At 64.6% G+C, this 15,587-nt stretch carries 10 protein-coding genes; 5 read left to right on the top strand and 5 right to left on the bottom strand.

What is annotated here, in order from left to right; translation table 11 throughout:
* The first annotated feature begins 76 nt into the window (after nt 1–76).
* Nucleotides 77–1,192, top strand: a complete 1,116-nt coding sequence (locus IM733_RS19685; protein ID WP_248918117.1) for an aminopeptidase — start codon at nt 77–79, stop codon at nt 1,190–1,192.
* Nucleotides 1,193–1,198: 6 nt separating this feature from the next.
* On the opposite strand, the gene IM733_RS19690 is transcribed toward IM733_RS19685, so the two are convergent.
* Nucleotides 1,199–1,849 (bottom strand): HAD family hydrolase, encoded by a 651-nt coding sequence (locus tag IM733_RS19690; protein WP_248918118.1) that lies wholly within the window; start codon nt 1,847–1,849, stop codon nt 1,199–1,201.
* Nucleotides 1,850–1,905: 56 nt separating this feature from the next.
* On the bottom strand, nt 1,906–2,454 hold the full coding sequence (locus IM733_RS19695; protein ID WP_248918119.1) for a gamma carbonic anhydrase family protein: 549 nt from the start codon (nt 2,452–2,454) through the stop codon (nt 1,906–1,908).
* A 66-nt stretch (nt 2,455–2,520) separates the two neighbouring features.
* On the opposite strand from IM733_RS19695, the gene prlC reads away from it, so the two are divergent.
* From prlC to IM733_RS19710, 3 genes are all read left to right on the top strand, one after another.
* Nucleotides 2,521–4,608, top strand: coding sequence for an oligopeptidase A (prlC, locus tag IM733_RS19700; RefSeq protein WP_248918120.1), 2,088 nt, complete (start codon nt 2,521–2,523; stop codon nt 4,606–4,608).
* On the top strand, nt 4,605–4,883 hold the full coding sequence (locus tag IM733_RS19705) for a YheV family putative zinc ribbon protein (protein ID WP_240064141.1): 279 nt from the start codon (nt 4,605–4,607) through the stop codon (nt 4,881–4,883). The genes prlC and IM733_RS19705 overlap by 4 nt, the downstream gene beginning before the upstream one ends.
* Before the next feature lie 114 nt (nt 4,884–4,997).
* Nucleotides 4,998–6,053 (top strand): PA0069 family radical SAM protein, encoded by a 1,056-nt coding sequence (locus tag IM733_RS19710; RefSeq protein ID WP_432760376.1) that lies wholly within the window; start codon nt 4,998–5,000, stop codon nt 6,051–6,053.
* Between the two features lie 47 nt (nt 6,054–6,100).
* Here the strand turns inward: IM733_RS19710 and IM733_RS19715 are convergent, their stop codons facing one another.
* The gene (locus IM733_RS19715; protein ID WP_248921204.1) at nt 6,101–12,544 is read right to left on the bottom strand and encodes a S8 family serine peptidase; all 6,444 of its coding nucleotides are present in this window, start codon (nt 12,542–12,544) and stop codon (nt 6,101–6,103) included.
* 489 nt (nt 12,545–13,033) lie between these two features.
* Between IM733_RS19715 and IM733_RS19720 the strand changes: the two genes are divergently transcribed.
* Nucleotides 13,034–13,324: a hypothetical protein gene (locus tag IM733_RS19720; RefSeq protein ID WP_248918121.1), complete on the top strand. Its 291-nt coding sequence runs from the start codon at nt 13,034–13,036 to the stop codon at nt 13,322–13,324.
* Nucleotides 13,325–13,419: 95 nt separating this feature from the next.
* On the opposite strand, the gene IM733_RS19725 is transcribed toward IM733_RS19720, so the two are convergent.
* Together IM733_RS19725 and IM733_RS19730 are read right to left on the bottom strand one after the other, a co-directional pair.
* Nucleotides 13,420–13,944, bottom strand: coding sequence for a hypothetical protein (locus tag IM733_RS19725; RefSeq protein WP_248918122.1), 525 nt, complete (start codon nt 13,942–13,944; stop codon nt 13,420–13,422).
* Nucleotides 13,945–14,145: 201 nt separating this feature from the next.
* A complete protein-coding gene (locus IM733_RS19730) occupies nt 14,146–15,561 on the bottom strand; it encodes an HlyD family type I secretion periplasmic adaptor subunit (protein WP_248918123.1) in 1,416 nt (471 codons plus the stop codon).
* Nucleotides 15,562–15,587 lie beyond the last annotated feature (26 nt).

Consider the following 15,587-nt stretch of genomic DNA (forward strand, 5'->3'; position numbering starts at 1 on the left):
CCGTGGCGAGATAGTCTTGGTCGCATTCGGCCGACGAGCGAGATAGACAGCCTCGATGTTTGGACTTTTTCTTTTCATGCGCTGCAGCCGTCGGGCTCTGGACCGTGTTTTCATCCGGTTTGTTCCCCTGGCGGCCGCGCTCCTGCTGAACGGCTGTGCCAGCGTGGGCTACTACGGCCAGTTGGCCGGGGGCCAGTGGCAGCTGTTGCGAGCCCGTCAGCCGGTGCAGCAAGTGATCGCCAACCCTGCCACCCAGCCTGGTTTGCGCCAGCGCCTGCAGTTCGCCGAGCAGGCCCGGGTATTCGCCAGCGAGCACCTGAAGCTGCCGGACAACGGCAGTTACCGCGTCTACGCCGACCTGGGGCGGCCTTACGTGGTGTGGAATGTGTTCGCCACCCCGGAGCTTTCCTTGCTGCCGGTGACCCATTGTTTCCCCATCGCCGGTTGCGTGGCCTATCGCGGTTATTACCAGCAGGGCGACGCCCGTGGCGCGGCGGCGCTGATGCGTCAGGAAGGGTTGGATGTCTACGTGGGCGGCGTGGAGGCTTACTCGACGCTGGGCTGGTTCGATGATCCGATCCTTTCGAGCATGGTCGGCTGGGGGGATGAACGACTGGCCACGGTGATCTTCCACGAGCTGGCGCACCAGCGCTTCTACGTACAGGACGACACCGAGTTCAACGAGTCGTTTGCCACCTTCGTCGAGCAGGAGGGATCGCGACAATGGCGCATGGTGCGTGGGCTTGCAGCGGTCGAGGATGGCAGCTTGAAGCAACGTGAGCAGTTCACCCGGTTGATATTGGCCAGCCGTGAGCGGTTACAGGCGATCTATGCCGGGCCGCTGGACGAGGCGGGCAAGCGGGCGGCCAAGCAGGCGGAGTTCGAGCGGTTGCGCACGGAGTACCGCGAGGTGCGGGACCGAGATTGGGCGGGTGATCGACGTTTTGATGCCTGGATCTACGCGCCGTTGAACAATGCGAAGTTGCTGCCGTTTGGGTTGTATGACCAGTGGGTACCGGCGTTCTCGCGGCTGTTCAACGCTGTTGGCGGGGATTGGGCGCGCTTCTATGAGCGGGTTGAGGCGTTGGGGCGGCTTTCGATCGAGGAGCGCAAGGCGGCGTTGGCGCGTTTGCAGCAACCTGGGGCCGCGTTGCGGCCCATCGCCGGCAAACCGGCTCCAGGTGATGGGTAGATACACTCAGCCGTGCATGAACGCTTGGTGCAACTCGGCCAGTGTCTCGAAGTGGAACGCTGGCATCTCGGCCGTCAATTCCTCCCGGCTGCCGAACCCGTAACCCACCGCCACGGCTTGCAACCCATTGCTGCGGGCGCCGATCAGGTCGTGCTTGCGGTCACCGATCATCAAGGTCTGCGACGGGTCGAGCCCCTCCTCGTCCAGCAGGTGGCGGATCAGCTCGACCTTGTTGGTGCGGGTGCCGTCCAGTTCGCTGCCGTAGATCACCTTGAAGTGCTGGTCGAAGGCAAAGTGCCGGGCGATCTCACGGGCGTACTCCCACGGCTTGGAGGTGGCGATGTACAGGTTACGGCCTTGGGCGTTGAGGGCTTGCAGCAGCTCCGGCACACCGTCGAATACCAGGTTCTCGTACAGCCCGGTCACCTTGAAGCGCTCACGGTAGAAGTTCACCGCCTGCCACGCTTTGGCCTCGTCGAAACCGTAGAACTGCATGAAGGCCTGCAGCAACGGTGGGCCGATGAAGTGTTCGAGGCGGGCCAGGTCGGGCTCGTCGATGCCCAGCTTGGCCAGGGCGTACTGGATCGAACGGGTGATCCCTGAGCGTGGGTCGGTCAGGGTGCCGTCGAGGTCGAAGAGGATGTTCTGCTGATGCATGTCGGGGTCCACTTGAATCTATCGTCGACTGCTTCGCGGGCTCGCCCGCGAAGGGGTCATTCCGGTTGGTCGTAGCCTTCGGCCAGGTGCTGGTCCTTGAGCTTCACGTAATTGCCGGCGCTGTAGGGGAAGAACGCGTGCTCCTGTTCGCTCAACAGGCGCACCTGCTTCACCGGGCTGCCCATGTACAGGTAGCCACTGACCAGGCGCTTGCCCGGCGGCACCAGGCTGCCGGCGCCGATGATCACCTCGTCCTCGACGATGGCGCCGTCCATGATCGTGCTGCCCATACCCACCAGAATGCGGTTGCCCAGGGTGCAGCCATGCAGCATGACCTTGTGACCGATGGTCACCTCGTCGCCGATGATCAGCGGGAAACCGTCGGGGTTGAAGGGGCCTGCGTGGGTGATGTGCAGCACGCTGCCATCCTGCACGCTGGTGCGCGCGCCGATGCGGATGCGGTGCATGTCGCCGCGCACCACGGTAAGTGGCCAGATCGAGCTGTCCTCGCCGATCTCGACGTCGCCGATGACCACCGCCGAACGGTCGACGAAGGCCCGTGCTCCCACTTTCGGCGAGTGTTGCTGGAAGGTCCGGAGGGCCATGATAGTGTTCCTCTGCAATGCCGATAGGCAGGCTGCCTGCTGCGGTCGGCGTCGATTGTAATTAAGATGGTCCCGTGTTTCTCCTGCCAAGGTACCCGAACCGTGAGTGCGAACAACCCGCTGCTGCAGCCCCATGATCTGCCGCCCTTCTCGGCAATCCGCGCCGAGCATGTGCTGCCGGCGATCGAGCAGATCCTCGCCGACAACCGCAAGGCCATCGCCGAGTTACTCGAAAAGCAGGGCAAGAACCCGACCTGGGCCGGCCTGGTGCTGGCGATGGACGAGCTCAACGACCGCTTGGGCGCCGCCTGGAGCCCGGTCAGTCACCTCAACGCGGTGTGCAACAGCAAGGAGCTGCGCGAGGCTTACGAGTCGTGCCTGCCGGCCCTGAGTGCCTACTCCACCGAGCTGGGCCAGAACCGCGCCCTGTTCGAAGCGTATGAGGCCCTGGCCGCCAGCCCCGAGGCCGCCGGCTTCGACGTGGCGCAGAAGACCATCATCGACCACGCCCTGCGCGACTTCCGCCTGTCGGGCATCGACCTGCCGGCCGACAAGCAGCAGCGCTACGCCGAAGTGCAGAGCAAGCTCAGCGAGCTGGGCAGCCGCTTCTCCAACCAGCTGCTCGATGCCACCCAGGCCTGGACCAAGCACGTCACCGACGAGGCCGCCCTCGCCGGCCTGACCGACTCGGCCAAGGCGCAGATGGCCGCCGCCGCCCAGGCCAAGGGCCTCGACGGCTGGCTGATTACCCTGGAATTCCCCAGCTACTACGCGGTGATGACCTACGCCAGTGACCGCGCCCTGCGCGAAGAGCTGTACGCCGCTTACTGTACCCGCGCCTCCGACCAGGGCCCGAACGCTGGCCAGTTCGACAACGGCCCGGTGATGGAAGAGATCCTCGATCTGCGCCAGGAGCTGGCCGGGCTGCTGGGCTACAAGAACTTCGCCGAACTGAGCCTGGCCACCAAGATGGCCGAGTCCAGCGACCAGGTGCTGACGTTCCTGCGTGACCTGGCCAAGCGCAGCAAACCGTTCGCCGCCCAGGACCTGGAGCAGCTCAAGGCCTATGCCGCCGAGCAAGGCACCCCGGAGCTGGCCAGTTGGGACGCCGGCTACTTCGGCGAGAAGCTGCGCGAGCAGCGCTACAGCGTGTCGCAGGAAACCCTGCGTGCCTACTTCCCGATCGACAAGGTGCTGACCGGCCTGTTCGCCATCGTCCAGCGCCTGTACGGCATCGAAATCGCCGAGCTCAAAGGTTTCGACAGCTGGCACCCGGACGTGCGCCTGTTCGAGATCAAGGAAAACGGCCAGCATGTCGGCCGCTTCTTCTTCGACCTCTATGCCCGCGCCAACAAGCGTGGCGGTGCCTGGATGGACGGCGCCCGCGACCATCGCCGCACCGCCGCAGGCGCGCTGCAGAGCCCCGTGGCCAACCTGGTGTGCAACTTCACCCCGGCCACGCCCGGCAAGCCGGCGTTGCTGACCCACGATGAAGTCACCACGCTGTTCCACGAGTTCGGCCACGGCCTGCACCACCTGCTGACCCGCATCGAGCATGCCGGCGTGTCCGGCATCAACGGTGTGGCTTGGGACGCGGTGGAGCTTCCCAGCCAGTTCATGGAGAACTGGTGCTGGGAGCCGGAAGGTCTGGCGCTGATCTCCGGCCATTACGAGACCGGCGAGCCCCTGCCCCAGGACCTGCTGGACAAAATGCTGGCGGCGAAGAACTTCCAGTCCGGCATGATGATGGTGCGCCAGTTGGAGTTCTCGCTGTTCGACTTCGAGCTGCACGCCACTCATGGCGACGGCCGCGGCGTGCTGCAGGTGCTCGAAGGCGTGCGCGAAGAGGTCTCGGTGATGCGCCCGCCGGCCTACAACCGTTTCCCCAACAGCTTCGCGCACATCTTCGCCGGCGGTTATGCGGCGGGTTACTACAGTTACAAGTGGGCTGAAGTGCTGTCGGCCGACGCGTTCTCGCGTTTCGAGGAAGAAGGTGTGCTGAATGCCGAGACCGGCCGCGCCTTCCGCGAAGCCATCCTGGCCCGTGGCGGTTCCCGGGAGCCGATGGTGCTGTTCGTCGACTTCCGTGGCCGTGAGCCTTCCATCGATGCATTGCTGCGCCACTGCGGTCTCTCCGAGGACGCGGCGGCATGAGCGAGGTAGCCGTGAGCAAGACCAAGCGACGCTTCATCGCCGGGGCCGTTTGCCCGGCATGCAGCGAGATGGACAAGCTGATGATGTGGAACGAGGACGGCGTACCGCACCGCGAGTGCGTGGCCTGCGGGTTCACTGACACCCTCAACGAACAGGGTTTGTCGGTACCCAAGGAGCTGGGTACCCGGGTCAACCACCTGGAACCGAAGGCGGCGCCGGCCAAGGTGCAGACCGTGCAGTTCTTCCCCAATCCGAAGTTGAAGAAGCCAGAGTAAGCCCGGGCCCGCCTTGCGGGCCATCGTGGCGGCCCCTGAATCCGCCTGACGGCACTGGCACTCCATCCAAACCCGGATTACTGTATGTGCATACAGTAATCCGGGTTTTCCATCATGAAACCAGCCCCGCTCCGTGGCCGCGGCACTGCCTGCAACCCCCACAACCGCTTCGCCCCGAGTGTTTCCGTGGTCGAGGACGATGGCTGGTATCAGGAAGCCCCACTCACCCAGGGCACCGAGGTGCGGATCGAGACGGCCAAGACCATCATCGCCCGCAATACTTCCCCCGACCTGCCCTTCGACCGCTCCATCAACCCCTACCGAGGCTGCGAGCATGGCTGCATCTACTGTTATGCCCGTCCGAGCCATGCCTACTGGGATCTCTCCCCCGGCCTGGACTTCGAGACCAAGCTGATCGCCAAGACCAACGCCGCCGAAGTGCTCGAGCAGCAGCTGAGCAAGCCTGGCTATGTCTGCGCGCCGATCAACCTCGGCTCCAATACCGACCCCTACCAGCCCATCGAACGCGAACAGCAGCTCACCCGACGTCTGCTCGAAGTGCTGCTGCGCTACCGCCACCCGGTCACCGTCGTCACCAAGGGTTCGCTGATACTGCGCGACCTTGACCTGTTGAGCGAACTGGCCAGCCGGCGCCTGGCACGGGTGATGATCAGCCTTACTACTCTCGACGACGAACTCAAGCGCACGCTGGAGCCGCGCGCGGCGGCGCCCAAGGCGCGTCTGCGGGCGATCCGGGTATTGCGCGAGGCGGGTGTGCCGGTGGGTGTGCTGTGTTCGCCGATGATCCCGATGATCAACGATAGTGAACTGGAGCGCTTGCTGGAGGCGGCCAAGGAGGCCGGCGCGCAGAGCGCCGCGTACATGATGCTGCGCCTGCCGCTGGAAGTGGCGCCGCTTTTCGAGCAGTGGTTACAGGACCACTATCCACAGCGCGCCGCCCATGTGCTGAGCCTGATTCGCCAGAGCCGCGGTGGTGAGTTGTACGACAGCCGGTTCGGTGCGCGGATGCGCGGTGAAGGGGTGTTCGCCGAATTGTTGGCGCAGCGCTTTCGCAAGGCGGCCAGGCGGCTGGGGTTTGAAGGGCGGGAGGGGTTGGCGCTGGATTGCAGCGCATTCTGCCCGCCAGGCGGGCAGATGGCGTTGTTTTGATCAGGATGCCGTCACCTGGAGGCTCGCAAGCCTCCAGGCATCAGGCGTTAGCGCCAGTTGGCAGCGAGCACCGGCTGCAAGGCTTGCGCCTGCGCCGCGTCAAAGCTGGTGGCTGCCGCGCCGGGCGGTGCGAACGCCGCCATGGCCTGGACCAGTTGCTCGACATCGCGGTCCGACAGGCGCTGGCCGTTACCGGCAACAATGTTGCCGGCCCGGGCAGGCGAGCTGGCGTACCAGTCATCCAGGGTGACCTGCTGTTCACTGCCGATATGGCTGATCAGCAGGTCATCGCCCTGGTGCTGGAACCACAGCTGTTCGGGCAACACGGGCTTGCCGAAGGTCAGGGTGCTCATGTTGCCTTTGAACGCGACTTCGGTACGGCCCTCGCCGACCTTCACGTTGCTCATGCTGCCTGTGACGACCAGGTCGTTGTGGCCCTTGCCCAAGGTGATGTCGGCAAACGAGGAGGATGACTCGATGTGGTTGTCGCCATCGCCGACCACCAGTTTGCGCACCGCGCCTTTGACGCTGTTGCGGCCGTTACCCAGTGTGATCTCGGCGAACGAACCCGAACTTTCGATCTGGTTGTTGCCATCACCGACCTGCAGATTGCCGACCTCGCCTTTGACGGTGTTGTGGCCGTTGCCCAGCGTGATCTTGGCGGACGAGCCCGAGCTTTCGATGTGGTTGTCGCCATTGCCGACCACCAGCTTGTCGATCCTGCCCTTGACGGTGTTCTGGCCATTGCCCAGCGTGAAGTTGGAGAACGAGGCCGTGGTTTCGACGAGGTTGTCGCCATGGCCGGCCACCAGCTTGTCGACGCCGCCCTTGACCGTGTTGTTGCCGTCGCCCAAGGTCACCTCGGCCCCGGAGCCTGTGGCGAAGACCTGCTGGTCTTCCTTACCCAGCAAGGTGGCCGTGGTGCCGTTGCCCAGCAGCGCCAGATGGCGCCCGCCGTTGGCGGTCACCTTGGTGAACGAGTTGCTCAGGTTCACCGCGTACTGGTCGTCGGCCAGGGTCACGCTGTCGAACGTCGGCACGGTCAGCAGCGTCGGCTGGACCATCAGGTGCAACACGGCGCTGGCTTCGCTGCCGGCATTGACCTTGATGTCGTAGATCGCGTTCAGGCCGGCCAACGGTGTCCCCGTCAGCGAAGCCTGGGCGGGATCGAAGCTCATCCAGGCGGGCAGTGGCGAGCCGTCGGCCAGGCTGACCTGGTAGACGGGTGCCGGATCCTTCAATGCCTGACCGAACAGCCCACCCAGCGAACCGGCGCTCCAGGCCTGGCCCGCAGCAATCAGCTGGTAGGCCTGGGCCGGCGCGGTACTGGCCACTGGGCGTGTTGCAGGCGTGGTGTCGGCTGGCTTGGGACGCTTGAAATCGCTGCTTGTGTCGATGTCCGGCACCTTGACCTCGAAGTCGCGGTGGTCGATGACTGTCGGCTTGATGTCCGGCAGTGTCACCGAATCACGCTCGATCCGCTCGCGCTTGCGTTCCTCGAAACGGCGCTTCGATTCTTCGTAGAGCGAGCCGGAATCGGTGCTTGGGTGCAGGTCGAGCTCCGTTCGGTCAGGGATTTTGATCTCCGGGATTTCGATGGGCGTTGGCCGGATGTCAGGGATCTCGACAGGCCGGGTCGGTACGCTCGGATGGTCATCGAAGCGCTTGCGCATCTCCTCCATGCGGCGGTCGCTTTCCGCCATGATCTGCTCGCGCCGGCGCCTCGCTTCTTCGAGGATCGAGTCGATATCGGTGCTTGGGCGCAGGTCGACCGCTGGTCGGTCAGGGATTCTGACCTCCGGGATTTCGATGGGCGTTGGCCGGATGTCAGGGATCTCGACCGGCCGGGTCGGTACGCTCGGGTGGTCATCGAAGCGCTTGCGCCAGTCGTCCGTGCCGCGATTGAGCAGGTCGTTCAGATCCGGGATCCGGTGATCCGGAATGCTGAAGTCCGGAACCCGGACATCGGGGATCTTGATATCAGGCCGCTCGATGATCGGCGTGAGCCGGTCGGGGATCTCGATGGGCTTGACCCGGTCCGGCAGCGACAGGTCGATCCCCGGCAGCGCGGGTTGGCCGGTCTCCACCGGCAGGTGGGCGCTGGCGAAGATGAAGTCGCCGGCATCGAGCTGGGCCACTTCGATGGCGTCGAGGTAGGCCAGGTTGACCGGCTGAGCCGCGCCACGCAGCACGTTGGTGCTCAGTTCCACGCCATGGATCTGCGACAGGCCATTGATGGTGCCGCGGTTCTTCTGGACGATGCTCAGCTCTTCGAAACGGGTGACGCCGACCTGGCTCAGGTCGATCTTGTCGATGCCATGACGGAAGCCGCGCAAGGCATTGTGGTAGTCACTGGCGTTGAGCTGGTGGCTGATGACGAAGCGGTCCGAGGTGGCGCTGTCGTGGCTGTACACCTTGCCGGCCAGCGCGGCGACCAGTTGGCCGTCGGCGCCGCTGCTGAAGCTGACGCCCTGGCCACCGCCGTTGAGCACCACGGTGCCGGCGACGGTGCCGGTGTCCACGGTCGGTCGGCTGCTGTCGACATAGTTGGCCGGGGCCACGAAGCGGTCCTGGAACTGGAAGTTCGCCGCGCTGATGTTGCCCAGCGATTGCCCGCTCAGCAGGATGTGCTGGCCGTTGCCCAGGTCGACGCGGACATCCGCGCCCTGCTGCTGCAGGGTCAGGTCGGCGAAGGTCTTGCCGGTGAAGCCGACCAGGTCGATGACCTCCCCTTTCGCCGCTTCGAAGCTGTGCACGGTGTCCTGGCCGCCCTCGCGGCGATGGACCACGAAGTAGTCCTTGCCGCTGCCGCCGGTCAGGCTGTTGTTGCCTCGGCCGCCATCGAGCAGGGCATCGGCGTTGCCGGCCACCAGGGTGTCGTTGCCGTCACCACTGATGAGATTGTGCACGCCGTTCGGGTTGCGCAAGGTCAGCGCCGCGCCGCCGATGCTGGCCACGCCGGTGGCCAGGTTGACCTGGACATCGCCGCTGACCGCCGCGGCGTTGAGGGTGTTGCGCCCGCCCGCGGTGCCGTTGCCGGCGTCATCCAGCACGCCACGGCTGGCCTGGCCCTGCACCGCCTTGAGGTACTCGTCGGTGTAGAAGTAGGTGTCGTCTGCGCCGGCCTTGCTGCCATACAGGCGCAGGGCCCAGTTGTTGAGGGTCACCGGCTGGCCGTTGCTGGCGTCCTTGACCTCGAGGGTCCAGGTGCCGGCCGAGCGTTCGCCCCAGTCGCGGGTGCTCATGAAGCTGTACTTGAAGGCCCCGGAGCGCGTGCTGCCCATGTCGGCGTCGCTGGCGCCGGCCATCCCCTGCGGCACCTTGCCGGTGCGGTCGAGCAGGATGCTGCGGGTGCCGTCGGGCGAAACCAGGGTGACGGTCAGGTCGCCGAGGCGGCCGACGCTGGCGTCCAGGTCGATCTCCACGTGCTCGACGTTGAGCCCGGCATCCATCTGCACCGAACTGCTCAGGCTGGCGCCGCCGGCCAGGGTCTTGCCCAAGGCACCGCTGCTGGCGCTGAACACGCTTTCGTCGGCGCCGGTGCTGCGGGTCATCCAGCTTTCGGCCAGGCGCACGGCGGCGCGGGCGTCCACTTCGCCGAAACCGTAGTCGTGGCTGGTGTGCATGCCGCCGCCGTTCCAGTTGCGCGCGCCGTTGTCATCCCAGCGGGTGGCACTGTCGTTGACTCGGCGGGCCGACAGCGCAAGGATCTGCTGCACGTCGCGGTAGCCCAGGTTGGGGTTGGCTTCGAGCATCAGTGCGGCCACGCCGGAGACGATCGGCGCGGCGAAGCTGGTGCCTTGCATGCTGGTGTAGTCGTTGCCGAAGGTCGAGCCGCGCTCGGTCTCCACCAGGCGGCTGGTGGACAGCACATTGCTGCCCGGGGCCGAGACCAGCAGGCTGGCGCCGGGGTTGGAGAACGGCGTCGAGCCGATCTGCAGGGTCGACAGGTCGCCATGGGCGTTGATCGCCCCTACTTCGATCGAGAAGCGGTTGTTATTGGTCAGCGAACCCTGGGCGCTGCCGCCGTGGGCGCGCTGGTTGCCGCCTGCGGTGACGATCACAGTGCCAAGGCCGCCGCGACCGTTGTGCGCGGCATAGCGGGCGTTGGCCGCCAGGGCGCTGGCGGTGTCGATGGCGCCGTTCTGCAGGTTGCCGATGGCGAAGTCGTGCTGGAAGCCCCAGCTGTGGTTGGCGACATCGTAGTTGACCATGTTGCCCAGGCCGGTCAGGTCGTCGCCCTTGTTGGCCAGGTAGAAGCCGCTGAGCTTGGCGTCATAGGCCACGCCCACGCCGCCCTGGTCGTTGCGCCCGGCCACCATCACCCCGGCGACCATGGTCGCGTGGTTGGAGGCCAGTTCCGGTAGCATGCCCTTGTCGCGCTGGGTCTTGAGCCAGGCCTGGTCGACGTTGGCGGCCAGGTCCGGGTGCTGGATGTCGAAGATTTCCGGCGCCGTGGCGAATTCGCCACCGGGCTCGAACATGGCGATGCGCACGCCCTTGCCGGTGTAGTCATGCCACACCGGCAGCACGTTGGTGTCGCTCAGGTACCACTGCTGCGCGGCCAGCGGGTCGTTTGGCATGCCGGCATCGAGCAGGGTCACGCTGGCGCGCATGGGGGCGGTCTGGCCGCTGCCCAGGTCGACCACCGAGGCCGACTTGTTGCCCTGGGCGTCGATGATGCCGTACTTGAAGCCCATCATGCCGGTGTAGCCGGCCAGTGGGGTGAACAGCACGTCACCTTGGGCGGTGAGGCTGACCGAACCACCGGTGGCGTCGCCGACGTTGTCGATGCGCAGGCCGCCCTTGCTGTCGAGCAGCAGGTCGTTGGCCAGCAGGCTGGCGGCGGCGATCAGGTGCGTGCGCTGGCGGTCGAAACGTTGGCCGTCCTTGTCCAGGCGCAGCACATCGGCCACCGGCATGGCGTTGGGGTTGGACAGGTCGACGGCGGAAATATCGGCGAAGTTGAGCTTCTGGATATTGCGCAGTTGCACGGTGCCATCGCGACCGGTCACGTTGTCGGCTACCTGGTAGCCGTTGCTGGTGTGGGTGATGCGGTATTCACTGTACTTGCCGTGCAGGGTGACCAGGTTGGTGCCGCCGCCGCCGTCGATCTGCGCGTTGCCGTGACCAACCTCGATCACATCGTCAGCCGCACCGCCGTGGATGACATCGTTGCCGCCACCGGCGTGGATGATGCTACCGCCTGCGGAAGCGTAGATCAGGTCGCCATTGGGCCCGGCATAGATCACCGCCTTGCCGCTGCCGCCGATGAGCGTGTTGTGGCCGCTGCCACCGACCAGCACATCGTTGCCCGCGCCGCCGATCAGGGTGGCATTGCCCTCCCCGCCCTTGATGAATACGCCGGCACCGCCGCCGCTGCGGATCACATCGTCGCCGCGACCGCCCTGGGCAATGGTCAGCCCGGCCTTGGCCATGTTCAGCTCCACGCCCTGGTCACCGACGATCAGCGCCGTGTCGCGGCCACCGTTGCCGTGGATGTTCTGTGGGTTGTCGCTGGCGCTGATGACGAAGACATCGTCGCCGGCACCGCCGATGTAGGTATTGCTGCCAGCACCGCCGACCAGCCAGCTGCCGCTGGCCGCCGCGGTGAGTTGGTCGTTGCCGCTGCCGCCATACAGGTTGTTCACCCTAAGGGTCGTGGCGTCCAGCTGTTCGCCCTGGTTGCTGGTGCTGCTGTAGGCGATGGTGGTGGCGCCGTCGCTGCTGGAGACCACACGGATACCGTCGCCCTGGCGGGTGGTGGTGCTGCTTACCGGGTCACCCAGGAAGTCCACGGCCAGCGCTTCCCGGCTGGCGCCGCCGATCGTGAACGAACCCCGGGCCAGCACACGGCTGCCATCGCGGGTCTCGCCCGGCGTGCCGGCAGCACGCACGTTGATCCGGGTGATGCCCAGTTCGGCCAGGGTCTTCAGCTCACCGCCGTCGACACGGGCGTCATGGCTGGCATCCACCCACACACGCAGCTGGTTCCAGATCGGGTCACGGGCATCGATGACGCCATCGCCGTTGCCATCCTCGCTGGCCAGCGCGGCGAAGCCGTCCTTGAAACGGGCCTCGCCGGCCGCACCGTTCACGCCGGCCTTGCCCTTGTAGTACTCGGAGAACATCTGGCTGACGTCCTTGACCTGGCCGCTGCCGTCGTCGATCACCAGCATGCCGGTCTTGCGGTCGGCCCAGGCGCTGCGCTTGAGCGTGCCGCTGTGGTCGGTGTCGAACAGCACCGCATCGCTCAGGTCGGTCATGCGCACCCCTTCGCCGCCCAGGTCGAGCAGCAGTGGGTCGACGTAGGTGTTGCGGGTGGTCATGGCCGACAGGCCGTTGAGGGTTACCGCGTTGCGCAGGCTGAAATCGAAACTGCTGGTGCTTGGCTGGTCGAGGTAGAACTTCGACAGGTGGCTGTTGGGGCGGGCGTTCGGGTCCAGTTGCATTTCGCCAGGACGGATGCCGCCGGAGGTCAGGCTGGCCATCTGCGTGGAGGCGAAGTCGGTATTGCTGAGAATGCCGCCCAGGGCGAACACCTTGTGGGTCGCGGCGTTCTGCACATAGCCGTTGCTTACGTCCTGGCGTGCCTGGTCTTCGCCCTGGATGTGTTGCTGCGGCTTGGGCGAGGCGTCGATCTGGATCTGGATCGACTGGTTGGTGGCGGGTTGGGTGGGCGTGCCTTCGCCGGCGCCGAACCATTGGAAGACTTTATAACGGTTATCGGCGACGTAGCGTTCCAGCTCCCTGGCGTACTTCCAGGTGGGTAGTATGTCCAACTCCGTGAAGCTGGACAGATATCGGTTGAGCCCTGCGGCATTCTGCATGACGGCGATGGTGATGTTTTTCGCATACTCCGCGCCGTCGCCTGGAATTTGCACGAAATCGCGGCCCAGGCCGAATGCTTTAATGGGGAGTAGGTCAGCTATGGTACCGGCCCAGTTCCAGTCCTTGAGTTTCAGGCTGTGGACTGCCGATTGGACGTCAGCCTGAATAATCTGATTGACCTCGGGAAATCCGCGCTCTTTGATAATGTGTGCGGCTACATCAATAGCCAATTGATCGGATGCTTTTTGGAAGTCGGCATCTGTCAGTGGCCGGCCGTTGGTCGCGGCAGCAAAGGCCATGGAACCACGTACCATCTCATTGAACATGGAACCATCATTGGAATTTATCTGACTCGCTGTTTTCAGCCAGTTGGCGGCGATTGTAAAGTCCTGCTTAAGTTGCAGGTCACTCGTGGCTTCCTTCTCCTGATCGACAATTGACTTCAGGTAGAGGTACATGGCGGGAAACTTGCCAGTATCTCTTAGGCGTTGTACTTCAGCCAACTGGCTCTCGGAAAGATTTATTGTGCTCATGCTCAGTCCTTATGTATGAGGATGCGTTCTACGAAAACTCGGACGAACTCATCGATTTCCTTGAAGTTGGAAAATCTTTCATCGTACTGATACATGATCAATACGCCGTTCTGCATTCGATGCGCTAGCCATGTATAGCCCCGCTTTCGAACAATTACCCTTGACTGGTCACTGCCGTTGAAAATGTAGTTATCTTCGTTGGCGATGTTGTATACATCGTAATCCCTATCGCTTCTGTGATAACGAGTACTGTCAATCAGTGCATTGAAATCGTACCGCTCGGTCACGTAGTAGAGCCGCACATCAATAATTTCCCCTTTCCATCCAGAACCCACCGCCTGCCCCTGTGGATAGCTCAGCTGGATAGGAATTATCAGCCCGCTGATATACGAGATCGTGCGGCATTGGTCATCTGGCAAGTTGAGGTGGTAGGTAAAATCGCTTCTGGAGTCGTGCAGTGCGCAAGAAAGACAGCTATTCACCCACGCTATGGCTAAGGCGGGTATCAACCTATGAAAAAGCCTCATGTCGCGCCCTCTTTATAAAGCGTGCTATTCAAAATGGCATTGGCCTGGTTGGGTGGCGGGTTGCCAAGTTCTAAGCTGGTGATTTTGTGTGAAACGCGGTGTTCGTTTTCCAGTGCGCAAGTACAGCCAACATGTCGAAACAAGAAATTCGACAGCGTGGTTGATACAGGCTTCACCCACTTTATCTCTCGCGCTCGACCATCACCGCTCCCGCAAACTCTCTTGCGCATGCTGTTGCAACGGGCTCAGGAAGTAATCGATCACCGTCCGCTGATCGGTCTTGATCTCGGCGCTCACCGCCATGCCCGGCGTCAGCGCCACGGCCTGGCCGTTGACCTGCAGGTGATCGCTGGCCAGGCGGATGCGGCTGCTGTACACCAGCCCGCGGCGTTCGTCCTCGATGGCGTCGCGCGACACGCTCAGCACTTCGCCCTGCACCGTGCCGTAGCGGGTGTAGGTGAAGGTCTCGACCTTGACCGTCACGGCCTGGCCGACCTGGACGAAGCCGACGTCCTTGTTCTCCAGCAGTGCCTCGACCTCCACCGGCTGATCACCGGGCACGATGACCATCAGTGCCTGGGCGGGGGTGACCACGCCACCAACCGTGTGCACCGCCAGCTGCTGCACGCTGCCGTCCACCGGGGCCAGCAGCTGGGTGCGGGCTTCCTGGTAGCGCGCCTTGGCCAGCTCCTGGCGCAGGCTGGCGACCTTCTGCCCGGCGGTCTGCTGCAGGTCGAGCAGGCTGCGCCGGGCCTGGGCCACCACGCCCTCGCGGCGGCGGCGGGCCTCTGACTGCGCGGCGGTCGACTGCAGCACGCTGGCTTGCTGCACCTGCAGCTGGCGCTCCAGGTCGAGGCGGGCCTGCTCCTTGTCGAGGTATTCGTGGCGCGCCACGTACTGCTGCTCCAGCAGGTTCTGGTAGTCCCGGGCCAGTTGCGTGGCGATCGGCAGGGTCTTGCGCAGGCTCGCCACCTGCACCTGGGCGGCCTGGATTTCGGCGCCGCGCTGCTGGATCTCGGCATCGACCTGGTCGAGGTTGTTGCGATATTCCTGGTACTGCCCCTGGAGCCAGCGTTCGGCATCCTGCACCTGCAGCGCGTCGGCATGCTCGATGTCGCCTTGCAGCCCCAGCGGTGGCTGGCCGCTGGCGATGGCCTGGAGCATCGCGCTGCTGCGCGCCACGTCGATGTGCGCGGCCAGCAGTTCGCTTTCGCTGCGACGCACATCGGCGTCTGCGGTGGTCGGGTCGAGCTCAAGCAGCAACTCGCCAGCCTTCACGCGCTGGCCATCGCTGACGTGGATGGCCTTGACCACCGCGGTCTCGCTGGGCTGGACCAGCTTGGTGCGCCCGCTCGGCACCACTTTGCCCGAGGCCACCGCGACCACGTCGACATGCCCCAGGCAGGCCCACAGCAGGGCCAGGGCGGCAAAGCCCATGATGCTCCAGACGAACACCCGCGGCGCCGGATGCGGTGGACGTTCCTGCAAGGCCAGGGCGGCGGGCAGGAACTCGATTTCGTGGGCGGCGCGCTGGGGCGCATCGAGCGCCTTGCGCTGGCGCCAGGCGTGCTGCCAGGCCTCGCGGTAGCGCTGCCAGAGGCTGGAATAGGCGGACATGGCCTCTCCTTGGTATGAGGTGGTGA

It is taken from the genome of Pseudomonas entomophila (genome assembly GCF_023277925.1).
Taxonomy (GTDB): domain Bacteria; phylum Pseudomonadota; class Gammaproteobacteria; order Pseudomonadales; family Pseudomonadaceae; genus Aquipseudomonas; species Aquipseudomonas entomophila_D.

What these genes read in the sequence shown, in the direction of transcription:
- IM733_RS19705 (WP_240064141.1), top strand. Translation starts at nt 4,605, where the DNA reads ATGAGCGAGGTAGCCGTGAGCAAGACCAAGCGACGCTTCATCGCCGGG.
- prlC (WP_248918120.1), top strand. Translation starts at nt 2,521, where the DNA reads ATGGTCCCGTGTTTCTCCTGCCAAGGTACCCGAACCGTGAGTGCGAAC.
- IM733_RS19725 (WP_248918122.1), bottom strand. Translation starts at nt 13,944, where the DNA reads ATGAGGCTTTTTCATAGGTTGATACCCGCCTTAGCCATAGCGTGGGTG.
- IM733_RS19685 (WP_248918117.1), top strand. Translation starts at nt 77, where the DNA reads ATGCGCTGCAGCCGTCGGGCTCTGGACCGTGTTTTCATCCGGTTTGTT.
- IM733_RS19730 (WP_248918123.1), bottom strand. Translation starts at nt 15,561, where the DNA reads ATGTCCGCCTATTCCAGCCTCTGGCAGCGCTACCGCGAGGCCTGGCAG.
- IM733_RS19695 (WP_248918119.1), bottom strand. Translation starts at nt 2,454, where the DNA reads ATGGCCCTCCGGACCTTCCAGCAACACTCGCCGAAAGTGGGAGCACGG.
- IM733_RS19710 (WP_432760376.1), top strand. Translation starts at nt 4,998, where the DNA reads ATGAAACCAGCCCCGCTCCGTGGCCGCGGCACTGCCTGCAACCCCCAC.
- IM733_RS19690 (WP_248918118.1), bottom strand. Translation starts at nt 1,849, where the DNA reads ATGCATCAGCAGAACATCCTCTTCGACCTCGACGGCACCCTGACCGAC.
- IM733_RS19715 (WP_248921204.1), bottom strand. Translation starts at nt 12,544, where the DNA reads ATGGCCAGCCTGACCTCCGGCGGCATCCGTCCTGGCGAAATGCAACTG.